Source organism: Leekyejoonella antrihumi, assembly GCF_007845645.1.
In the GTDB taxonomy this organism is placed as follows: Bacteria; Actinomycetota; Actinomycetes; order Actinomycetales; family Dermatophilaceae; genus Leekyejoonella; species Leekyejoonella antrihumi.
Genome location: NZ_VCQV01000017.1, coordinates 54,926 through 75,892, shown reverse-complemented (window position 1 = coordinate 75,892; position 20,967 = coordinate 54,926). Strand labels below are relative to the sequence as shown.

The window sequence follows — 20,967 nt, the reverse complement described above, 5'->3', positions numbered from 1 at the left end:
GCGCCGACGCCGTCGTTCGCGGTCCCGCACCAGGGACTGAGTCGATGACCGCGCACGCCCTGCATAGACCTCGGTGGGTGGCCGGGGGCGGTGGCGCGTCGAGCGTTGCCACGGCGCTGGGCGCGCCGCCAGGCCTACCGGACGTGGGTCGGCTGACCCGGGGCTGGGGGTTGTCGGTCACCGCCGGACTCGTATGCCGGGTGGCGATGCTGGTGTGGACGTTCGACACCGACGGGGCCGGCCTCGTCGCTGCGTACGGTGTGGCCACCACCCTCCCGGGGATGCTCGCCACGCCGTTGCTGGTGGGACTTTGCCCGCACGTGCGCAGCGACCGGTTGATGCGCTGGCTGCTCGGGGTGCGCACGATCCTGCTGGCTCTGGCGGCTGCCTTGATAGTCCTGCACGGCCCGTCCGCGCTGGTGCTGATGCTGGTCGCGGCTGCGGGTGCCCTCTCCGGTTCGTACCGTCCGATCCAGGCTGCGAACATGCCTTGGCTCGTGCGCACACCTGCCCAGCTCAGCGCCGCGAACGTGGGAGCGACGGTCCTGGAGAACGCCGGCGGCCTCGTCGGACCGATCATCGGCGGAGCGGTCCTTGCCGTCAGCGATCCCGGCGTCACGCTTGCGGTCTCGGCTGGCATCATGGCGTTCGCCTACCTCGCGCTGCGGAGGCTCCACACCGCCATGCCGCCGGCACCCGAGCGCGGTCGACAGCGGCATCTTGCCGCCGACCTGGCGACCGGCGCTCGCTCGCTGTGCACCGTTGTGTCGCCGGCGGGCGCAGTGTTGATGGGGTTCGTCCAGTCGTTCACTCGCGGGCTGCTGCTCGTTTTGACTGTCGTGTTGGCCCTGGACATCCTTTCGCTGCAGCAGAACTCGGTGGGCTGGCTCACCGCGGCGATTGGCATTGGCGGGCTTGTCGGCGGGGTACTGGCGGGACGGGTGCTGCGGGTGACCCGGCTCGCGCGCTGCTTAGTGGTGGGCGTCGCCCTGTGGGGTCTGCCGCTGGTGGCGCTCGGGTTGTGGCCGACCACCGCCACGGCCTACGTGGCGCTGGGTGTCGTCGGTCTCGGCAATGCCATCGAGGACAGTGCAGCGTTCACCTTGATCCCGCGGGTGGTGGGGCCTCGAGTGGCACCCGCGGCGCTCGGCGCCCTGGAGCTCGTCGTGTTCGCCGGCGTCGGACTCGGCGCGATTGCGGCTCCGGGGCTGGCGCACACCCCCGGGACGCTGCCGATTCTGCTGGTGGCCGGCGTGCTGCTGGTGCTGCTTGCGGCCTGCTACGCACCGCAGGGCCTTCGCATCGACCGGTCGACGCCCGAGCCCGGTCCAGATCTCGCGCTGGTGCAGGCATTTCCGGTGTTTCAACCATTGCCGTTGGTGACAGTCGAGCAGTTGTTCGCCACGGCCCGGCGAGCGAGCCACCAAGACGGTGATCGGGTAGTGGTGCAGGGGGAGCCCGGCGAGACCTTCTATCTGATCGCGTCGGGTGCCGCCGCGGTCACCGTCGATGGCGAGCCGCGTCCTGCGCTGGGCCGTGGTGACGGCTTCGGCGAAATCGCCCTGCTGCGCTCGGTGCCACGGACGGCGACGGTGACAGCGTCGGGCGCCCTCGAGACGCTCGCCTTCGACCGGGCCGAGTTCCTCTCCGCGGTCGGCGGCAACCCGGCCAGTGCCGAGCGGGCAGAGCTGCTCGCCGTGGTCCGGATCTCTCGTGACGACGACGGTGAATGACCTGAGACCCAGCGGCGTCGGCTGCGCAGAGGTCCGGGAGCTGTCCTTGTCCCTCGGACCGTGCAACGATCGGGTCACGACTGCCACCAGGAGGACACCATGACCGCACACACCTACCGAGTCACCGAGATCGTCGGCACATCCAGTGAGAGTGTCGACGACGCGATTGCGAGCGCGATCGGGCGGGCGTCGAAGACCCTGCACGGCCTCGACTGGTTCGAGGTCACGCAGATCCGCGGGCACATCGAGGATGGTGCGGTCGGGCATCTGCAGGTGGGCCTCAAGGTCGGGTTTCGCATGGACGGCGAGGACAGCTGAGCTGGGCCGGGACCGGTCAGTGCTCCGGAACGCCTGCCATGCGGCCGGCCGCGCCGCATACACTGAGTGGCTATGAGTACTCCTCTCGATGACCCCAACCGACCCTCTGCGCCGGCTCCGGAGCCGCAGGGACCGCAGACCACGACGGCCGTCCTTGAGCGGGAGCAGGTCGAGGAGCAGCTCCAGGAGCCCGGCGACCACGAGCGCTTCTCGCACTACGTGCGCAAGGAGAAGATCCTGGAGAGCGCCCTGTCCGGCGACCCCGTCACCGCCCTCTGCGGCAAGATCTGGGTGCCCGGCCGGGATCCGCAGAAGTTCCCCGTCTGCCCGATGTGCAAAGAAATCTATGACGGGCTTCGGGCGCCGCAGGATGGTGGCGACAAGCCGTCCTGAGCGCCGATCCGGCCGAAGCGGTCGAGATCACGAGGGGCCCACCGACATACGGTGGGCCCTGGCCACGTCCGGCGGTCCGCGGGGTTAGGCTCGTTGGCCTATGAGTACCTCGGCCGCATCGCACCTGTCACCGGCCTTCCCAGAACGAGCGGCCTGGGGCACTGCGAGTAAGCTGCGCGCCTGGCAGGCGGCCGCCATGGAGCGTTATCTGGAGCAGCAGCCGCGCGACTTCCTCGCGGTGGCGACGCCGGGGGCCGGCAAGACGACCTACGCGCTGCGACTGGCAACCGAGCTGATGCAGCGCGGCGTCGTCCAGCAGCTGACGATTGTCGCCCCGACCGAGCACCTCAAGACCCAGTGGGCCGACGCTGCGGCGCGGGTCGGCATCAACATCGACCCACGGTTCACCAATGCCCAGCAGCAGCACACGGCCGACTTCGACGGGGTGGCCGTGACCTATGCCGGCGTGGCCAGCCGGCCGGCGCTGCACCGGGCGCGCACGACGTCTGCGCCGACGCTGGTCATCCTCGACGAGATCCACCACGGCGGCGACAACCGGTCCTGGGGTGACGCGATCCGGGAGGCGTTCGACCCGGCGACCCGCCGGGTTGCCCTGACCGGGACCCCGTTCCGCTCCGACACCAGCCCGATCCCGTTTGTCCGGTATGAGGAGGGCAGCGACGGGATCCGGCGCTCGGCCAGCGACTACAGCTACGGATATGCCGAGGCGCTCCGTGACGGCGTGGTCCGCCCGGTGCTGTTCATGGCCTACGGCGGCGCGATGCGATGGCGCACCAGTGCCGGTGACGAGGTCGCGGCGCGCCTCGGTGAGCCATTGACCAAGGACGCAACCGCCGCGGCCTGGCGCACGGCTCTGGACCCCAAGGGCGAGTGGATCCCGTCGGTGCTGCGTGCCGCCGACCGGCGGCTGACCGAGGTGCGGCGGCACATGCCGGATGCCGGTGGCCTGGTGATTGCGTCCAACCAGACCGCCGCGCGGTCCTACGCCCGAAACCTGGAGGCGATCACCGGCACCAAACCGACGGTCGTGCTGTCCGACGACTCCGGATCGTCGTCGCGCATCGAGGAGTTCGCCGAATCCGAAGATCGTTGGATGGTCGCCGTCCGCATGGTCTCCGAGGGCGTCGACGTGCCGCGGCTGTCCGTCGGCGTCTTCGCGACGTCGACGTCGACGCCGCTCTACTTTGCGCAGGCCATCGGCCGGTTCGTACGTGCCCGGCGCCGCGGTGAGACCGCCTCTGTCTTCCTGCCGAGCGTTCCGTTGATCCTCGAGCACGCGGCCCGACTGGAGGAGGAACGCGACCACGCGCTGGACCGGCCGAAGCGCGAGGATGACTCCATCTGGTCCGAGGAGGAGGGGCTGCTCGCCGAGGCGAACCGCTCGGAGAAGGCGCTCGGACCCGACGATGAGCACCTGGCGTTCGAGGCGCTGGAGTCGGCGGCCGAGTTCGACCACGTGCTCTTCGACGCGCAGCAGTTCGGCCTCGGCGCCGAGGTGGGCAGCGCGGACGAGCAGGAGTATCTCGGCCTACCCGGCCTGCTCGAGCCCGACCAGATGTCCGACCTGCTGCGCCAGCGGCAGAGCAAGCAGGTCAAGGCGGGACGCACGCGCAAGGCCGACCAACCAGTCGCCGCGCACCGTGCGCTCGCGGCGCAGCGCAAGGAGCTGAACTCGTTGGTCGCCGCCTACGCGCGCAAGACCGGGCTGGCGCACGCCGTCATTCACAACGATCTGCGCAGCTCCGGTGGTGGGCCGACGCTGGACCGGGCGACGTCGCAGGAGGTCACCAAACGCATCGACCTGATCCGCCGCTGGTTCGTCGGCCGTCGCTGACGGCTCACCTCCGTCGAGTGGAGCACCTCAGCGTCGAGTGGAGCACATGTCGAGTGGAGCACATGTTTGTACTCCACTCGAGTGTTATCTGCTCCACTCGGCGGGATAGAAGGGTTTGATCCCGGGCGCTCGATCCTGCGTGCTGCCCACCGGGTCGACCAGCACGTCGATGGTCTGGCCGGCCAGCAGCGGCACGATCTGCCGCATGCCTGCCACGACTCGCTCCTGGGGTAGGTCGGTGACGACCACCAGCAGGTAGCCCTGCAGGCCGTCGGGGCGCCGCATCCACGCGAGGGTCGCCTGCTGCACCCCATCGAGCGAGTCCAGGTGCTCGGTGAGCGCCGCGAGCACTTCGCCCGGCACCTCCTGCGGGGCGCTCACGTGGTAGGTCTCGCCCGCGTCCATCTCGCGCACTGCCGTGCCCTCGGGCACCCCGCGGAGCAGGTCGGACATCTCGGTGACCGGGTAGGGCTTGGCGAGAGCCGACATCGGATTGAGCGTCGTGCCCGTGTTGTGGGCCACCGAGGTCGTCCAGAACTCCTCGCAGGGCAGCTCAGCCACGCGCACCTCGGTGATCCCCAGATGGGAAAGGGCGAGCTCCATCGGCGCGGCCGAGGTGAAGAACGCCACCATCGGGTTGCCGTCCGCGTCGCTCAGAGCAAGGGGTGCGAACCCGTCGCTCTCGTCCTGACCCGGCACCAGGACCGTGGACTTCAGCAGCGCCCGGGTGAACCTGGCCCGTGGCCGCGGCTCGCCGGGGTGCTCGATGGCGTCGGCCAGCAGGCGTTCGACGTCGGTCAGCTCTTGCTCCACGTGCTGTTCCATCGGCATCCATCTCGTGAGGTTGGTCGTGCGGTGTGGTGACCACGGTAGGTTGCCATGCATGGCGGACGAACGGCGAGCGGGTGCTGAGCGATCGCAGACCCTCGATCGCGGCCTGGCCGTGCTCGAACTGCTCGCCGATGCACCCACCGGCCTGACCTACACCCAGCTCGCGGCGGAGCTGGGTGTAGGTCGGCCGGTGGTCTACCGCCTGGTGGCATCGCTGTCGGCCAAGGACTTCGTGTCGCGCCGGTCCGATGGTCGCCTCACGCTCGGCATGGGCCTGACCCGCCTGGCGTCCTCGGTGCTTCCGCTGCTGCGGGATGCTGCGGTCCCGCTGCTGCGGGGTCTGGCCGACGAGGCCGGCGCGACGGCGCATCTCACCGTCGCCGAGGGCGAAGAGGCGCTGGCGATTGCGGTCGTCGAGCCTCGGTGGACGGACCTGCACGTCAGCTATCGGGTCGGGAGCCGGCACGCCCTGCATGCCGGCGCGGCCGGTCGCGCGATCCTCGCGGGCCGGAGGACGACCGCAGAGGGCACCGGCGTGTCCACTGCCTATGTCAGCACCGACGGCGAGCTGCAGGCCGGTGCGCATGGACTTGCGGCGCCGGTGCTCGGCATACCCGGGCTGGAGGCATCGGTCGGAGTGGTGTGCCTGGGCGCCTTCGACGACGCCGCGGTTGCGCCGAAGGTCGTCGCGTGCGCGACGGCGTTGGCCGGCCGGCTGGCCGGTCACTGACGACGTGCCGCCTCCTGCACGAGCGGCAGGGTGCGGTGCCCGATCAGCTCGGCGAGCGCGATGACCGTGGAGGTCCGCACCACGAGGGCCGTGCCCACCGCTCGGTCGATGACTCTTTGCAGGTCGGCGTTGTCCCTCGCGACCACCCGGACGAACAGGTCGCCGTCACCGGTGATCGTGTGCACCTCCAGGACCTCAGGTATGCCGTCGAGATGCTTCACGACGGCATCGTGCCCCCGCCGCTGCTGGATCGACAGGGTGCAAAAGGCCATCACCGGATAGCCGAGGGCCGCGGGCGAGACCGACGGTGCGAACGTCCCGATGACACCGTCGGCCACCAAATGCTCCAGGCGGGACTGCACGGTCCCGCGGGCGACGTCGAGCGCTCGGGATGCGCCGAGCACCCCGATCTGCGGGTCCTGCGTGAGCAGGGTCAGCAGTCGAGCATCCAATGGATCGATCCGGCGCGCCTTGACCATGGTCAAATTGTAGAGGGATGTGGCGTTCGGGGCAGACAAAATGCACATCGTGACCAGGTCAAAGGTGCTGGGTTGCCTAGTCGAGTGAGTGGGGTCACAGTGTCCATATGACAGACATCGTGAATCTCACCCCACAGGAGCGCGAGGCCGAGCTCGACCTCAACCAGCTCAAGCAGCTTGTTGGCCTGGTGGAGTACGACGCCGACACGGACCCGTTCCCGGTCACCGGCTGGGACTCCATCGTCTTCGTCTCGGGCAATGCCACCCAGTCCGCGCACTACTACCAGGCGGCGTGGGGGATGGAGCTCGTTGCCTACTCCGGCCCGGAGACCGGCAACCGCGACCACAAGTCGTTCGTGCTGAAGAGCGGTTCGATCCGGTTTGTGATCAACGGTGCGGTCGACCCGGAGAGCCCGCTGGTGGAGCACCACCGCAAGCACGGCGACGGCGTTGTCGACATCGCCCTCGAGGTGCCGGACGTCGACAAGTGCATCGCGCAGGCGCGTAAGGCCGGCGCCACCATCCTGCAGGAGCCCGAGGACGTCAGCGACGAGCACGGCACCGTGCGGATCGGCGCCATTGCCACCTACGGTGACACCCGTCACACGCTGGTCGACCGGAGCCGCTACCACGGGGCGTACCTGCCCGGTTATGAAGCCCGCACCTCGAACTTCGTCAAGCGCGACGGTCAGCCGAAGCGTCTCTTCCAGGCGCTCGACCACATCGTCGGCAATGTCGAGCTGGGCAAGATGGACGAGTGGGTGACCTTCTACAACAAGGTCATGGGCTTTGTCAACATGGCCGAGTTCATCGGCGACGACATCGCCACCGACTACTCCGCCCTGATGAGCAAGGTCGTCGCGAACGGCAACCACCGGGTCAAGTTCCCGCTCAACGAGCCGGCCATCGCCAAGAAGAAGTCGCAGATCGACGAGTACCTCGAGTTCTACCGCGGCGCCGGTGCGCAGCACCTCGCGGTCGCGACCGGCGACATCTTGGGGACGGTGGATGCCCTGCGCACCAACGGAGTCGAGTTCCTGGACACGCCCGACTCGTACTACGAGGACGACGAGCTGCGCTCACGGATCGGCAACGTCCGCGTGCCGGTCGAAGAGCTGCAGAAGCGCGGCATCCTGGTCGACCGTGACGAGGACGGCTACCTGCTGCAGATCTTCACCAAGCCGCTGGGCGACCGTCCCACGGTGTTCTTCGAGCTGATCGAGCGGCACGGTTCGCTCGGCTTCGGCAAGGGCAACTTCAAGGCGCTCTTCGAGGCCATCGAGCGGGAGCAGGACAAGCGCGGCAACCTGTAGTCCCGCAGCGGACAAGCCCCCACCCGGTAGATCTGCCCGGGTGGGGGCTTGCCGCGTCGCACGGTCGACGCGATCGCCCCTGCGGCGCCGACGCGCAACATGTCCGGCGTCATGTATCAGACCCAGGTGCCCACCCTCCTTCCAGTCATCGATATTCCTTGGAAGGGGATCTCATGCGTCGTCACACGCGTGCATTCGCAGCACTGTCCATCACCGCCCTCGGACTCCTCGGTCTCGGGGCCACCAACGCCCCACCGGCGGACGCCCTGTCGCCGTGCCGCAGCGCGCCGATGCCGCCGGACTGGTGCTTCTCGCCGCCCGCCGCTCCGGTGGCTCCCACCGGGCTGAGCGCGACCGCGGTGATGCAGACCCGCGTGTCGCTGACCTGGGCGGACAACTCCGGGTCCGAGAGCGCCTACTTCGTGCGGCGTACGGTCGGCGGCGTCGTGGGACAGCCGGTCGCGCTCGCGGCCAACAGCACCGCGTATACCGATCCCGGCGCGCCGCCGGACAGCGTGATCCAGTATGACGTCTATGCCGACGCCTGCAATATCTACGGGTGCACCGACAGCCGGGTGGCCAGCCGCACGGTGCGAACCAAACCGCAGCCGGCGACGCCCGAGCTGTCCGTGAGCGGCGGCCAGGATGGTTATTGGTACTACAAGAGCTGGAGCTATCCGTTCAATCGAGTGTGGGTGACCCTGCCGAGCTACACGATCACCGGCACAGCGGTCGACTGGGACACGACCGGAGCCGTACAGCTGGTGCTGACCGACAACGGTGTGCAGCAGGATGACGCCGGCACGGCTGCGGGCATGTCGGCCGGCTTCAACGCCGCAAACCCCGGATACGGGGACAACCACGGTTTCACGATCCATCGCGCGGCCCTGCCGGCCGAGGGCACCCACTACGCCTGCGTGACGGCGCGGGGAGTGGGCGCCGGGGGTGACAGCCCCACGAAGTGCGTGACCTACTTCGTGGAGGGTGCGCCCTACTGGCCGGTCCTGACGCAGACGGCGGACCGGGTGAGCGTGGCCTTCACCGATATGAACGACCACGAGACCGGCTACATCCTGCAGCGGCAGGACGCGGCCGGCTGGATCCAGGCCGCATCGATGGGCCCGGTAGCAGGCCATGGCACGAGGCAGTCGCTCGCTGTCAGCGATTCCGTACCATCCGGTGTCTGCTATCGCGTGCTGATGAACTACTCAACTATGCAGGGGAATTCGTACTCCATGACAAGCTCGACCGTCTGCACGAAGGGCTGATCGGACGGATCGATTCTCGCTGGTCAGCGCGGGGGAACGCGGCGTGTCGCGTTCCCCTGCGTTTGCATTTTGCTGGTCCGGTCGGCAGTCTTGCCGGGGATTTCCATGTAGTGTGTCTGATTGTCTACAAAGTCGACGGACGGTGAATTGCGGATGACGGGAGATCTGCCATGACAGATGGCAAGAGTTCAGATTCTTCACAGGAGCTTGATCCGGGAGCAACCAAAGCGGTGCCGATGTCCGTGCTCCGGCGCGCCATCGGTGCCGCCGCCATGGGTAACGCCGTCGAGTGGTTCGACTACGGCGCCTACGCCTACCTGACGACGCATATCGCCAAGTCGCTGTTCCCCTCCGGCAGCGACGCGGTGTTCTTCACCCTCGTCGGTTTCGCGATCTCCTTCCTGATCCGCCCGATCGGCGGACTGTTCTGGGGCCCGCTCGGCGACCGGATCGGTCGCAAGCGGGTGCTCGCGATGACCATCATCTTGATGGCAAGCTCCACGGTGCTCGTCGGCTGTATCCCCAGCTACGCCTCCATCGGCATCTGGGCACCGGTCATCCTCTATCTGCTGCGCATCATCCAGGGCTTCTCGGCCGGTGGTGAGTACGGCGGTGCCGCGACCTTCATGGCCGAGTACGCACCGGACAAGCGGCGCGGCTTCTTCGGCAGCTTCCTGGAGGTCGGCACCCTGACCGGGTTCGTCGGCGCGAACGCGATCGCTCTGCTGCTCGTGAGCGTGCTGAGCGACGGCCAGATGGCGTCGTGGGGCTGGCGGGTCGAGTTCTTCGTCGCCGCCCCGCTCGGCCTGATCGGGATGTACCTGCGGAACAAGATGGAGGACACCCCCGTCTTCCAGGAGCTGGAGGCCAAGCAGGAGGAGGAGAAGGAGGACCCCGTCGGGGTGTACAAGGACCTGGTCACGACCTACCGCCGGCCCATCCTGACGCTGTTCGGCCTGGTGATCGCACTCAACGTCGTGGACTACACCTTCCTGACGTTCACACCGACCTACCTGCAGGGCTCACTGAAGATGAGCGAGAACGACGCGCTGCTGGTGCCGCTGTTCGGCCAGATCGTCATGGCCTGCCTGTTGCCCTTCTTCGGACGGTTGTCGGACAAGATCGGGCGCCGGCCGATGTGGCTGTTCTCCTGCGCCGCCCTGTTCGTCTTCGTCGTGCCGCTCTACATGCTGATCGGCACCGGACTGACCGGCGCGATCATCGGGTTCGCCCTCGTCGGGATCCTGTTCGCCCCGCAGCTGGCGACGATCTCGGCGACCTTCCCGGCGATGTTCCCGACCATTGTCCGGTTCGCGGGGGTGGCCATCGGGTACAACGTGGCAACCTCGGCATTCGGCGGCACTGCCCCGTCGGTGACCGACTGGCTGATCACCAAGACGGGCAGCGACCTGATGCCCGCGTACTACATGATGGGGGCCTGCCTGCTGGGTCTCGTCGGTGCATACTTCCTCATCGAGACCAAGGGGGAGTCGTTGCGCGGCACCCAGATCCCTGGCACCGAGGAGGCGCACGACGAGCAGAAGGAGCTCGCCAAGCAGGCCGCCGGCGTGGACTGAGTGGTCATCGCGGGCAGGTGCACGAGTGGCGGCCACTCTCCAGTCGGAGGGTGGCCGCCACTCGTCACGCGGTCGTCTACAGCACGGCGGCCACCGACTCCGCCCAGAGCGCAGTGGCCTCGTCGACCTCCTGCTCGCTCACCACGAGCGCCGGGATGAACCGGACGACCTGACCCCACGGACCGCACGTGAGCAGCAGCAGCCCGCGGCGGGCGGCCTCCTGCTGCACCTTGGCTGCGGTAGCGCCGTCCGGGTTGCCGTCCTTGTCCCGGAACTCGTTGCCGATCAGCAGGCCGAGTCCGCGGACCTCGGCGATCTCGTCGTGCTTGTCGGCGACCTGCTGCAGCCCGTCCTTGAGCTGCGCGCCGCGCTGCGCGGCGTTGTCGACCAGGCCCTCGTCCTGGATCACGTCGAGGGTGGCGATCGCAGCCGCGCAGGCCACGGCATTCGCGCCGTAGGTGCCGCCCTGTGACCCCGGCCAGGCCTTCTCCATGAGTGCGCTGGAGGCCGCGATGCCGGACAGCGGGAAGCCGGAGGCGAGCCCCTTGGCGGTGATGAGGATGTCGGCGGACATGTCGAAGTGCTCGCCGGCCCAGAACTTGCCGGTGCGGCCGAAGCCGGTCTGCACCTCGTCGGCGATCAGCAGAATGCCGTGCTTGTCGGCCCGCTCGCGCAGCCCGGCGAAGAACTCCGTGCTGCCCGGCACGTAACCGCCTTCGCCGAGAATCGGCTCGACGAGGAAGGCCGCCGTGTCGTTGGGCTGGGCGAGAGTCTGCAGCGTGTAGTCCAGCTCCCTGAGCGCGAACCGGGTGGCTTCCTCCTGGCTCCAGCCGTAGTGCAGCGGGTCCGGGAACGGTGAGACCTGCACTCCTGCCATCAGGGGGGAGAAGCCGGACCGATACTTCGTGCCGGAGGTCGTCATGGACGCCGTCGCCACAGTGCGGCCGTGGAACCCGCCGTGGAAGACGATCATGTTGGGTCGGCCGGTCGCCTGGCGCGCGAGTCGCAGTGCCGCCTCGACGGCTTCGGACCCCGAGTTGGCGAAGAACAGCCGGTCCAGCCCTTGTGGGAGGACCTCACCGAGTCGTTCGACGAGGGTGAGCAGCGGCTGGTGCATGATCGTCGTGTACTGCCCGTGAATGAGCTTGCCGACCTGCTCCTGGGCCGCCGCGACCACTCGCGGATGGCAGTGTCCGGTGCTGGTGACACCGATCCCTGCGGTGAAGTCGAGATAGCGGTTGTCCTGGGCGTCATACAGGTTGACTCCCTCACCGCGCGTGGCGACCACGGGCGTGGCCTGCTTGAGAGTCGCGGATAGTTCGGCCATTGCTCCTCCTCTGCTAGATTGTCAACAATCAGACTATCGCACGGCAACCGTCTTGAAACAGGAGAGTGATGAGGGTGAGCACCTCTGCCGACGTGAAGGCAGCACGCACCGACGACGAGGCGCGGGTCCTCCAGGCAACGCCCACCGGGCTGCTGATCGGGGGGCGCTGGACCGCGGCCGCCGATGACGCGACGTTCGACGTCTTGGACCCGTCGACCGGCGACCTGCTGGCCAAGGTCGCGGACGCCTCGCCGCAGGATGGTGCTCGGGCGCTGGACGCGGCTGTCATGACGCAGAAGGAGTTCTCCGCGACGAGCCCGCGGGAACGCTACGACATCCTGATGCAGGCCTACGGCCTGCTCATGGAACGGATCGACGACCTTGCGCTGCTCATGACGTTGGAGATGGGCAAGCCGTTGGCGGAGGCGCGCGGCGAGATCACCTATGCGGCAGAGTTCTTCAGGCACTTCGCATCCGAGGCCCTGCAGATCGACGGCGGGTATCAGACGGCCCCGGCCGGTGGCGCCCGCTTCCTCGTGACCAAGCAGCCGGTGGGGCCGTGCCTGCTGATCACGCCGTGGAACTTCCCGATGGCGATGGGCACACGCAAGATCGGCCCGGCGATCGCGGCCGGGTGCACCAGTGTGATCAAGCCGGCACACCAGACGCCGCTGTCCATGCTCGCGTTGGGTGGAATCCTGCAGGAGGCAGGGGTGCCCGACGGTGTCGTCAACATCGTGACCTGTATGCGGGCCGGTGAGGTCATGGAGCCGATGATCCGATCCGGCAAGGCACGCAAGCTGTCCTTCACCGGATCGACCAAGGTCGGCAAGGTGCTGCTCGAGCAGTGCGCCGAAAGGGTGCTGCGCACCTCGATGGAGCTGGGCGGCAATGCGCCGCTGATCGTCTTCGAGGACGCCGACCTGGACGAGGCCATCGCCGGCGCAATGGCTGCGAAGATGCGAAACATGGGGGAGGCCTGCACCGCGGCGAACCGGATCTACGTGCAGGAGAAGGTGGCCGACGAGTTCGGTCGTCGCATGGCCGAGGCAATGAGCGGGTTGAAGGTCGGCCGCGGCACTGAGGACGGCGTGGATGTCGGCCCGCTGATCGACGAAGCGGGCCGTCGCAAGGTGGTCGACCTGGTGGCGGACGCGACGTCGCGCGGCGCCAGGGTGCTGACCGGTGGTGGCACTGCCGCAGGCCCCGGGTTCTTCTACACCCCGACGGTGCTCATGGATGTGCCGGCGGCCGCACGGATGACCGGTGAGGAGATCTTCGGGCCGGTCGCCTCCATCACCCCGTTCGGCACTGAGGACGAGGTCGTCGCCGCCGCCAACGACACGGCGTACGGCCTGGTGTCGTATGTCTTCACGAATGATCTGCGCCGTGCGCTGCGGGTCGCGGAGGCCCTCGAGTCAGGCATGGTGGGGCTGAACCAGGGAGTGGTGTCCAACCCGGCGGCGCCGTTCGGTGGCATCAAGGAGTCCGGGCTCGGCCGCGAGGGTGGCAGCAATGGGATTGACGAGTTCCTCGAGGTGAAGTACATCGGCATCGCTCTTTGATCGGTCGCTTTCCAGGCATCCCCTGTCGTGACCGGGACTACACCGCGGCTCCCAAGAGCACCGTCGTCACGGTGGCGAGGTGGACCCGCATGGCGGTAACCGCGGCATCCGCGTCGCGAGACCTCACGGCGTCGACGATGCAGTGGTGCTCGCGCTGATAGACCTCGCGCCTTTCGGCGGTGTCCTTGCGTCGTTTGAGCTCCCCCCACAACGGCCCGCCACGCGCTGACTCGACGGACCCGTACAGCCGAATGAGTAGCGGATTGCGAGTGGACTGGATCAGCCGGCGATGCACCGCGATGTCCCAGGTCTCGAACTCGGCAAACGTGGACGCCCGGTCGCCGCGAGCGAGATGCCGGTCGAGGTCCAGAAGGTCGCGCTCTGTCGCATGACTCACTGCAAGGACCATTGCCGACGGTTCGAGCAGGCGACGGACCGCCATGACATCCGCGGGACTGACGTCGGTCGGCAGATCTGCTTCGGTCGGTGGACCTGCAGACTCGTCCCGACTCCGTAGGAACGTGCCCCGCCCGACCTGGCGGGTGAGTGAGCCCTCAGCCTCGAGCTGTGCGAGCGCATGACGCACGCCGACGCGCGACACCCCGTACTCGTCGGCAAGCTGGCGCTCCGTGGGCAGCCGGTCTCCCTCCCCAAGCCCGGCGAGCTGTGCGGCTTCGAGGATCTGGTGGGCAAGGTCGGCCGGGTCGGCGGGGGTCTTCGAGGGGCCTGGTGTCGGCATCCTGCCCTCCTCGTTGAGAAACCAATCAAACCAATCTCATCTGTGAGCGACTGTCAATATGTCAGCACCGCCACTTGACAGTGAGATGCTAACAGTTCACGATGGATTGACAAACATATATCTCGGACCAATGATCTGATTGGTGCACCAATCGACTTTGATCCATTCGTGTGAATGGAGAAGAGTGTGCGATTTGCAACGATTGCGACGCGGCGTGGATTGCGGCTGCATCTTCACGGGTCCCAGGGTTACACCGATATCGGCGACGTCACCGGCAACGAGACCCTGAGCACCCTGACGGGACTTCTCGCCTCCGGGCAGGACGCGTTACAGGCGCTCGTCGGTATCTCGACCGATGAGGGTCACCCCGTGGATGCGGCGGACTTCGGGCCGGCGGTGCCGAACCCGGCGCGCGTTCTGTGCATCGGGGTCAACTACCGCGAGCACGCGGTCGAGGGAGGCAGAGACGTCCCGACCTGGCCGGAGGTGTTTGTACGCGGTGGTCCAAGCGTGACCGGACCGTTCGCCGACCTCGTGAAGCCGGCGCTGACGGATCGCTACGACTACGAGGGTGAGCTGGGAGTCGTCATAGGGACCGGCGGTCGCTACATTCGTGCCGCCAATGCCCTCGATGCGGTCTTCGGGTTCGTGGTGCTCAATGACGCCTCCGCCCGTGACTGGCAGCGTGCCAGCACCCAGTGGACAGGCGGCAAGAACTTCGATCAGAGCATGCCCGTCGGGCCGGAGATCGTGACTCCGGATGAGGTCGACGTGACCAACCTGCAGCTCACTACGACGCTGAATGGCGCGGTGATGCAGTCGGCGAACACCAGCCAGATGATCGTCAGCGTCGTGCAGTGCGTGGAGTTCCTCTCATCCTTCACCACCTTGCGCCCGGGTGATGTCATCGCCACCGGTACGCCAGGTGGCGTCGGCTTTGCCCGCACCCCACCCGTGTGGCTCACCCCCGGCGATGTGGTCGAGGTCGAGGTCGAGGGCGTCGGCACGATCCGCAACACGGTCGTGGCAGAAGTGGCAGCACCGGGCGACTGGGCCTGGAAACCAGTCGTTCGACAGTCCAACTCGATATAGGCCCACGGGACCCTGCGGGTCGACATTCCTGGAGGCATGAGATGAAGTCCAAGAGATCTTGCGGTAGTCGGCACGGAAGCGGGACGCCTTCGATGGCGGGTAGGTCGCGAGCCTCGATGGGGCTCGCACTGGTCACCGTGGCGAGTTTCGGCCTGGCCGCGTGCGGGGGAGCGACCTCCTCGTCAGGGCAAAGCCCTAGTGGCACGGCGAGCGCCTCAGGCGCTGCGTCACCGTCGGGCGGTCCGGGTGCGGCAAACGGAAGCACTCTGGTGGTCGCGGACGTGGCACCCTTCACCGGTACCGATGCCGCGCTCGGCCCGACCTACCTGGCGTCGTGCTACGGCGCGACGGCAGCGATCAACGCCAACGGTGGTGCGGACGGGCACAAGCTGTCGTGCAAGCAGGTGGACACGCGAGGCGACCCCGCCGATGCGGTGCCGGCTGTCCGACAGATGTTCGCGTCGACCTCCAACCTGGCGCTCATCATAGGAGTGACCTCCGACGAGGCGGCTGCAGTGGTGCCCGTCATCAATGCCAACAAGGTGGTGGTGTTCGGCATGACTGGGCAGTCCGAGTTCGACCATCAACACTTCGACTACTTCTATCGGCTGGTCCCCCCGGATCTGGAGGAGTCCTATGCCATGGTCGTGATCGCGCAGAACCAGAAGTACCACAAGATCGCGCTTGCCTTCGGCAACGACATCGGCTCGCAGACCTTCGTCAACCCCGCCATCGCATCGATCAAGAAGGCAGGGATGACGCTTGTCGCCAACGAAACACTGGACTTGACCGCGACGACATTCCGCACTGAGGCAGAGAAGATCGTGTCTGCGCATCCTGACGTGATCTTCACTGAGGCGCTGGGCGCCGCGGAGGCGTCGTTCCTGTCCGAGGTGCAGCAACTCAACGGCGGCAAGATGATTCCGGTGATCGGCACCTCCGCGACCATCTCCCCGGCCTGGTACAAGTCGGTCGCGGCGGCCGTCGGCGCGTCCACCCTCTCGAAGAACTTCTTGGCGGACAACCTGGTTGTGGAGACCTCAGGGCCGGCATACAGCGCGTTTAAGGCAGCGTTGGAATCCATCAAGGGGAAGGTGGGCAATACCGGCAACTTCGACACCTACCTCACGGCGCCGGGGTCGGTCCACCTGTATGACGGGATCAATCTCGCGGCGCTGGCGATGGTCCAGTCCAAGAGCACCAACCCGTCGGTCTACAAGGCCGACATGGAGAAGATCGCGAACGGTGTGCCCGGCGCAACTGTGGTGAACTCTTTCGCTCAAGGCGTTGCGGCGCTGAAGGCGGGCAAACAGGTTCGTTACGAAGGGCCCGGCGGTCCAACCAACTTCGACGCCTACCACGACTCGACTGGCCTCTTTCAGATCAACATGTACGGTCCGAGTGGGAACGTCAAAGTGACCGGCTCGATCTCACCGCAACAGTTGCGCGCCGTCACGGCAGGCTGACCCGGTGTCGCTGCTCCTGGCATCGTTCGGCTTCGGCCTGGTCGCGGCTGCGGTCCTCGCGATAGCAACCGTGGGGTTCACGCTGCAGTTCGCCGTCACCGACGTGCTGAACCTGGCCTTCGGCGCTGTCATGATTGTCGGCGCCTACGTCGCCTACTGGATCAACCAGGCCGGGATCACCGTGTGGGTCGGTCTCCTTGCCGCCGCGGTCGTAGGTGCCGTGCTGTCGTTTGTCCTCAACGCCATTGTCTACGCACCGTTTCAGCGGCATCATGCCTCGCCCATCGCGGTGGTCATCGTAGCCCTTGGCCTCACCCTGATCATCGAGTTCGGGCTCCAGTCGTACGTTGGCGGCACCAGCGTGTCCTACACGATGTCGCAGGGCCACACGCTGCAGGCCGGGGGGCTCCAGCTCACCGTGGTGCAGCTGGTCATCCTGGCCCTGGCGCTGGCTTCGATGGTCGCAGTACACGTGCTTCTGGCATACACGCGACTCGGCAAGGCGATGCGCGCGACTGCGGCGAACCGCTCGCTGGCCCGCACCTGCGGGATTCGCAGCGGTCGCGTGGTCACGGTGACCTGGCTGCTCAGTGGCGCGCTGTGCGGGCTCGCGGGAACGGTTTTCGGCATGAACGCCGGCAGCTTCAATGCCACCAGTGCTGATCTTTTCCTGATTCTGATCCTCGCGGCCGCGTTCCTCGGTGGGCCCGGAAAGGCATACGGCGCAATGATCGGCGCGCTCGTCATCGGGCTCGCCACCGAGATCTCGGCTGCCTACATCACGTCCTCGTACAAGGACGTCGTCGCATTTGTGATCCTGTTCGCGATGCTCGCCTGGCGTCCCACCGGTCTGCTCGGAACCCGGTCGTGAAAGGGGTGTCGGAGTGAGCGGAACCGGTCTCGCGTTCTATCTGACGACCCTGCTGGTCTACGGCGCCGTCGATGTCATTGCGTGTCTTGGCCTCAACCAGCAGTTCGGTGTCGCTGGGGTGACCAACTTCGGCTACATCATCTTTCAGGCCGCGGGCGCATACACGGCGGCCACTCTGTCGCTGCCGAGCCAGTCCGCGAACGGCGGGTTCCAAACCTATATCGGCGGATTGGGTCTCCCGTTCCCCGTGCCGTGGATCGGGGCGATGATCGTCGGCGGACTACTTGCCCTGCCGTTCACCTTCCTGGTGGGACGACGGTTGCGTGGGGACTTCGTGGCCATCGGGCTGCTGGTCGCGGCGGTGATGGCCAACCTGCTCGTGACCAACTTCCGTCCGTTCCTCAATGGGGCAGCCGGGCTGGCGCTTGTGCCCGCACCGTTGCACAGCGTCCTCGACCCGCAGTCGTTGAGCTACCAGTGGGGCTATTCGGCGGTGGCGATCTTGCTGGCCGCCGGGACGTACTGGTTCTGCCGACGCATGACCGAATCTCCCTATGGCCGAACGCTTCGGGCGATGCGCGACAACGACGAAGTGGCAGACTCGCTGGGCAAGAACCTGCGGATGCTGCGCGCACAAATGCTGGTGATCGGCGGCATGATCGCGGGGCTCTCGGGCGGGGTCCTGGTGGGCTTCATCACCCTCTGGGCACCATCGGCGTGGGGCTATGCGGAGACCATCGTGCTCTTCGCTGCCGTGATCATCGGCGGTGCCGGGAACCACGCGGGCGCGATCCTTGGCGCGATCCTGGTCCCGCTCGGTTTCGAGGAGGCGAGCAGATTCATCCCCGCGTTTGGCCCCGCCGGGCTTATTCCCGCGCTTCAGTGGGTCGCCATCGGCCTGCTGATCGTGTTGTTCCTCTGGTTCCGGCCCCAGGGCATCATTCCGGAGCGGCGGCGGACGACGCCTGCGGCCCCCGAGAAGGCTCCCAGCACGGTCCAGTTCGCGGTCCACCCCAGGTGGGGCCCCGCGCAGGCAGCAACCGGCCTCGAGGCCGACGCCGGTGCGGGCATCGGTGAGGCCGTCCTGGAGGCGCGGGACCTGTCGCGCCGGTTCGGTGGCGTCGACGCGGTGGCGCAGGTGTCCCTCGCCCTGAGCAGAGGCCGCCTGACCGGCCTGATCGGTCCGAACGGCGCAGGAAAGTCGACGACCCTGGCGATGCTCGCAGGCACCCTTCCGGCGTCGGGCGGCAGCGTCTGGTTGGACGGCCGCGACATCACCTCCGTCCCGGCATACTGCCGGGCCAGGCTCGGGGTGGTGCGAACCTTCCAACTCGCCAGTGAGTTCAAGCGGCTCACCGTGATGGAGAACCTGCTGTCCGCGGTGCCACAGCAGCGCGGGGAGAGTCTGCGGGGCGCGCTGCTCGGCCGGCGCTACTGGGCCGCGGACGAAGGAGTGAGCATCGAGCGCGCCTGGGACATGCTCGACGGCTTCGGCTTGCGCGCCCAGGCCGACGAGTATGCGGGTGACCTGTCCGGCGGGCAGCGTCGTCTCGTGGAGATCATGCGGGCTCTCATGGCGCAGCCGGAGGTGCTGCTGTTGGACGAGCCGATGGCCGGAGTACACCCGAAGCTGGCCACCGAGATCGGCCAGCACCTGATCGAGCTGTGCCACAGTGGCATGACGATCGGGGTGGTCGAGCACGAGTTGGCGTTCATGGACCGGTTCTGTGACCCGGTCGTGGTAATGGCGCAGGGCCGAGTGCTTGCGGCGGGCACCATGGCGGCGCTGCGACAGCAGCCCGAGGTGGTGGAGGCATACCTTGTCGGCTGACCGGCAGAAGGCGGATCATGGCCGGCCGATGGGCGCCGCGCTCCTGGTCGAAGGGTTGAGCGCGGGCTACGACACGAGGCCTGTGGTGCATGAGGTCAGCATCGCCGCCGAACCTGGTGAGATCGTCTCGGTGGTCGGTCCGAATGGCTCAGGGAAGAGCACCCTGCTGGGGGCGCTGATCGGGACGGTGGAGGTCCTCGGTGGCCGGGTCGCGCTCGACTCGCAGGACATCACCGGCTGGGCGCCTGAGGACGTTGTGCGAGCAGGCGTCGGCTATGTGCCGCAGGTCGATGATGTCTTCGCGCCCCTGACGGTGCGCGAGAACCTGGAAATGGGTGGGTATCTGCTCCCTGCGCGAGAAGTCCAGCCGCGCATCGACTACGTGGCATCGGTATTTCCCCAGTTGGCAGGGATGCTTGGCCGCCGCGCTGGAAGGATCTCTGGCGGCGAGCGAAAGATGCTGGCCATGGCACGTGCGATGATGCTGCAGCCGCGGCTGTTCGTCCTGGACGAGCCGACCGCGAATCTTGCGCCGGCCGTGGCGAACGAGCTCCTCGAGGAGCATGTGCGCGGACTTGCCGCGGACGGTGCCACAGCTCTCATCGTGGAGCAGCGCGCGCGGGCGGTTCTGGCGATCTCCGATCGGACCTATGTGCTCGCCGGCGGCACTCTGCGGATGTCGGGGACGCCCGCCGAACTTTTGTCCAGTCGGCAGTTCGTCGCGTCCTTCCTGGGTGGCTCCGCGAGTGCGGCTGAGTCGCGTCCCGACGAACGTCCCTGACCACCGGACGAACACGCCTACACAGTGTGTCGATCAGGCGGGGCGGATCGCGGTCAGGCGGTCGATCGCGTCCTTCATGTGCAGTCGTAGCAGCTCGTCGGTGCGCCCCGGCTCGCCGTCGATGAACGACTGTGCGATGTCCCGGTGCTCCTGCACCCGGCACTCGAAGTCGTCGTAGGTCGACTCCAGTGCGTTGATGCACATGCGGGTCTCGGTCATCAACGTGCGATGCATCCGGCTCAACCGAGGGCTGCCCGCCAGCTGTACGAGCAGCTCGTGGAAGGCGATGTCCGCCTCGCCGACACCGGCGGCGTCGGCGGCTCGGGAGGTGGTGGCCATCGTGTCGGTTACCGTGAGCAGGTGCTCACCGGCATCGACCGGAGCCTTGCGGTGGATCTGTTCTGCGGCAGCGCGTTCCACCGCCTGACGAGCGAGATACATGTCATCGACACGTTCTGGCGTCATCTCCATGACGAAGAGTCCGCGGTTGCGGATCGACAGCAGGAGCCCCTCCTGGGCGAGTCGTTGGAGGCCTTCGCGCAACGGTCCGCGGCTGACGCCGAGCTGGTGGGACAGCTCGGCCTCGCCGAGCTGGGCCCCTGGAGGCAGATCGCCGCGCGCAATGGCCTCGCGCACCTGATCGGCGATCATCCTCGCCGTGGACTCCTGCACGACGGGCTCAAGTGGTCTGCGCGCGTGCCGGCTCGTAGGCAACGGGTGCTCCTTCGGTCTGCTACGGGGACTCGGGGGTATCTGCTTTTCCATCTCCAGGTGAGAATACGTCGGATTGATCCGGCG

General features: G+C 67.3%; 19 protein-coding genes. 14 read left to right on the top strand and 5 right to left on the bottom strand.

Annotated elements, in window-relative coordinates; genetic code table 11:
- Positions 1-44 precede the first annotated feature (44 nt).
- From FGL98_RS13050 to FGL98_RS13035, 4 genes are all read left to right on the top strand, one after another.
- The gene (locus FGL98_RS13050) at positions 45-1,733 is read left to right on the top strand and encodes a cyclic nucleotide-binding domain-containing protein (RefSeq protein ID WP_146317206.1); all 1,689 of its coding nucleotides are present in this window, start codon (positions 45-47) and stop codon (positions 1,731-1,733) included.
- Between the two features lie 99 nt (positions 1,734-1,832).
- Entirely contained in the window at positions 1,833-2,051 is a 219-nt protein-coding gene (locus FGL98_RS13045; protein ID WP_146317205.1) for a dodecin, read from the top strand.
- 72 nt (positions 2,052-2,123) lie between these two features.
- Complete coding sequence (locus FGL98_RS13040; protein ID WP_146317204.1) at positions 2,124-2,444, top strand: DUF3039 domain-containing protein; 321 nt, start codon at positions 2,124-2,126, stop codon at positions 2,442-2,444.
- Positions 2,445-2,544: 100 nt separating this feature from the next.
- Entirely contained in the window at positions 2,545-4,299 is a 1,755-nt protein-coding gene (locus tag FGL98_RS13035) for a DEAD/DEAH box helicase (RefSeq protein ID WP_146317203.1), read from the top strand.
- A gap of 84 nt (positions 4,300-4,383) precedes the next feature.
- On the opposite strand, the gene FGL98_RS13030 is transcribed toward FGL98_RS13035, so the two are convergent.
- Positions 4,384-5,124, bottom strand: a complete 741-nt coding sequence (locus FGL98_RS13030; RefSeq protein WP_186526157.1) for an enhanced serine sensitivity protein SseB C-terminal domain-containing protein — start codon at positions 5,122-5,124, stop codon at positions 4,384-4,386.
- A gap of 58 nt (positions 5,125-5,182) precedes the next feature.
- On the opposite strand from FGL98_RS13030, the gene FGL98_RS13025 reads away from it, so the two are divergent.
- Positions 5,183-5,860, top strand: a complete 678-nt coding sequence (locus FGL98_RS13025; protein ID WP_146317201.1) for an IclR family transcriptional regulator — start codon at positions 5,183-5,185, stop codon at positions 5,858-5,860.
- On the opposite strand, the gene FGL98_RS13020 is transcribed toward FGL98_RS13025, so the two are convergent.
- On the bottom strand, positions 5,854-6,339 hold the full coding sequence (locus FGL98_RS13020; protein WP_146317200.1) for an Lrp/AsnC family transcriptional regulator: 486 nt from the start codon (positions 6,337-6,339) through the stop codon (positions 5,854-5,856). The two genes, FGL98_RS13025 and FGL98_RS13020, sit on opposite strands and share 7 nt — an antisense overlap.
- A gap of 107 nt (positions 6,340-6,446) precedes the next feature.
- On the opposite strand from FGL98_RS13020, the gene hppD reads away from it, so the two are divergent.
- The 3 genes from hppD to FGL98_RS13005 all read left to right on the top strand — a co-directional run bounded on the left by hppD (position 6,447) and on the right by FGL98_RS13005 (position 10,497).
- The gene (hppD, locus tag FGL98_RS13015; protein WP_146317199.1) at positions 6,447-7,652 is read left to right on the top strand and encodes a 4-hydroxyphenylpyruvate dioxygenase; all 1,206 of its coding nucleotides are present in this window, start codon (positions 6,447-6,449) and stop codon (positions 7,650-7,652) included.
- 173 nt (positions 7,653-7,825) lie between these two features.
- Entirely contained in the window at positions 7,826-8,920 is a 1,095-nt protein-coding gene (locus FGL98_RS13010) for a fibronectin type III domain-containing protein (RefSeq protein ID WP_146317198.1), read from the top strand.
- A gap of 236 nt (positions 8,921-9,156) precedes the next feature.
- Entirely contained in the window at positions 9,157-10,497 is a 1,341-nt protein-coding gene (locus tag FGL98_RS13005; protein WP_246136532.1) for an MFS transporter, read from the top strand.
- 76 nt (positions 10,498-10,573) lie between these two features.
- On the opposite strand, the gene FGL98_RS13000 is transcribed toward FGL98_RS13005, so the two are convergent.
- Entirely contained in the window at positions 10,574-11,824 is a 1,251-nt protein-coding gene (locus FGL98_RS13000) for an aspartate aminotransferase family protein (RefSeq protein ID WP_146317196.1), read from the bottom strand.
- Between the two features lie 68 nt (positions 11,825-11,892).
- On the opposite strand from FGL98_RS13000, the gene FGL98_RS12995 reads away from it, so the two are divergent.
- Positions 11,893-13,389 (top strand): NAD-dependent succinate-semialdehyde dehydrogenase, encoded by a 1,497-nt coding sequence (locus FGL98_RS12995; protein WP_146317195.1) that lies wholly within the window; start codon positions 11,893-11,895, stop codon positions 13,387-13,389.
- A 37-nt stretch (positions 13,390-13,426) separates the two neighbouring features.
- On the opposite strand, the gene FGL98_RS12990 is transcribed toward FGL98_RS12995, so the two are convergent.
- Positions 13,427-14,128: a FadR/GntR family transcriptional regulator gene (locus FGL98_RS12990; RefSeq protein ID WP_146317194.1), complete on the bottom strand. Its 702-nt coding sequence runs from the start codon at positions 14,126-14,128 to the stop codon at positions 13,427-13,429.
- Positions 14,129-14,314: 186 nt separating this feature from the next.
- Between FGL98_RS12990 and FGL98_RS12985 the strand changes: the two genes are divergently transcribed.
- The 5 genes from FGL98_RS12985 (at position 14,315) to FGL98_RS12965 (ending at position 20,169) form a co-directional block, all read left to right on the top strand.
- Positions 14,315-15,220 (top strand): fumarylacetoacetate hydrolase family protein, encoded by a 906-nt coding sequence (locus FGL98_RS12985; RefSeq protein ID WP_186526156.1) that lies wholly within the window; start codon positions 14,315-14,317, stop codon positions 15,218-15,220.
- 269 nt (positions 15,221-15,489) lie between these two features.
- Positions 15,490-16,686 (top strand): ABC transporter substrate-binding protein, encoded by a 1,197-nt coding sequence (locus FGL98_RS12980; protein ID WP_222432160.1) that lies wholly within the window; start codon positions 15,490-15,492, stop codon positions 16,684-16,686.
- A gap of 4 nt (positions 16,687-16,690) precedes the next feature.
- The gene (locus FGL98_RS12975) at positions 16,691-17,557 is read left to right on the top strand and encodes a branched-chain amino acid ABC transporter permease (RefSeq protein WP_146317191.1); all 867 of its coding nucleotides are present in this window, start codon (positions 16,691-16,693) and stop codon (positions 17,555-17,557) included.
- Positions 17,558-17,570: 13 nt separating this feature from the next.
- Complete coding sequence (locus tag FGL98_RS12970) at positions 17,571-19,388, top strand: branched-chain amino acid ABC transporter ATP-binding protein/permease (protein WP_146317190.1); 1,818 nt, start codon at positions 17,571-17,573, stop codon at positions 19,386-19,388.
- On the top strand, positions 19,378-20,169 hold the full coding sequence (locus FGL98_RS12965; protein WP_146317189.1) for an ABC transporter ATP-binding protein: 792 nt from the start codon (positions 19,378-19,380) through the stop codon (positions 20,167-20,169). The genes FGL98_RS12970 and FGL98_RS12965 overlap by 11 nt, the downstream gene beginning before the upstream one ends.
- 33 nt (positions 20,170-20,202) lie before the next feature.
- Here the strand turns inward: FGL98_RS12965 and FGL98_RS12960 are convergent, their stop codons facing one another.
- Positions 20,203-20,883: a GntR family transcriptional regulator gene (locus FGL98_RS12960; protein WP_246136531.1), complete on the bottom strand. Its 681-nt coding sequence runs from the start codon at positions 20,881-20,883 to the stop codon at positions 20,203-20,205.
- Positions 20,884-20,967: the final 84 nt, after the last annotated feature.

Excerpts from the sequence above, each read along its gene's own strand:
- FGL98_RS13050 (WP_146317206.1), top strand. The coding sequence starts at position 45 with ATGACCGCGCACGCCCTGCATAGACCTCGGTGGGTGGCCGGGGGCGGT.
- FGL98_RS13045 (WP_146317205.1), top strand. The coding sequence starts at position 1,833 with ATGACCGCACACACCTACCGAGTCACCGAGATCGTCGGCACATCCAGT.
- FGL98_RS13040 (WP_146317204.1), top strand. The coding sequence starts at position 2,124 with ATGAGTACTCCTCTCGATGACCCCAACCGACCCTCTGCGCCGGCTCCG.
- FGL98_RS13035 (WP_146317203.1), top strand. The coding sequence starts at position 2,545 with ATGAGTACCTCGGCCGCATCGCACCTGTCACCGGCCTTCCCAGAACGA.
- FGL98_RS13030 (WP_186526157.1), bottom strand. The coding sequence starts at position 5,124 with ATGGAACAGCACGTGGAGCAAGAGCTGACCGACGTCGAACGCCTGCTG.
- FGL98_RS13025 (WP_146317201.1), top strand. The coding sequence starts at position 5,183 with ATGGCGGACGAACGGCGAGCGGGTGCTGAGCGATCGCAGACCCTCGAT.
- FGL98_RS13020 (WP_146317200.1), bottom strand. The coding sequence starts at position 6,339 with ATGGTCAAGGCGCGCCGGATCGATCCATTGGATGCTCGACTGCTGACC.
- hppD (WP_146317199.1), top strand. The coding sequence starts at position 6,447 with ATGACAGACATCGTGAATCTCACCCCACAGGAGCGCGAGGCCGAGCTC.
- FGL98_RS13010 (WP_146317198.1), top strand. The coding sequence starts at position 7,826 with ATGCGTCGTCACACGCGTGCATTCGCAGCACTGTCCATCACCGCCCTC.
- FGL98_RS13005 (WP_246136532.1), top strand. The coding sequence starts at position 9,157 with ATGTCCGTGCTCCGGCGCGCCATCGGTGCCGCCGCCATGGGTAACGCC.
- FGL98_RS13000 (WP_146317196.1), bottom strand. The coding sequence starts at position 11,824 with ATGGCCGAACTATCCGCGACTCTCAAGCAGGCCACGCCCGTGGTCGCC.
- FGL98_RS12995 (WP_146317195.1), top strand. The coding sequence starts at position 11,893 with ATGAGGGTGAGCACCTCTGCCGACGTGAAGGCAGCACGCACCGACGAC.
- FGL98_RS12990 (WP_146317194.1), bottom strand. The coding sequence starts at position 14,128 with ATGCCGACACCAGGCCCCTCGAAGACCCCCGCCGACCCGGCCGACCTT.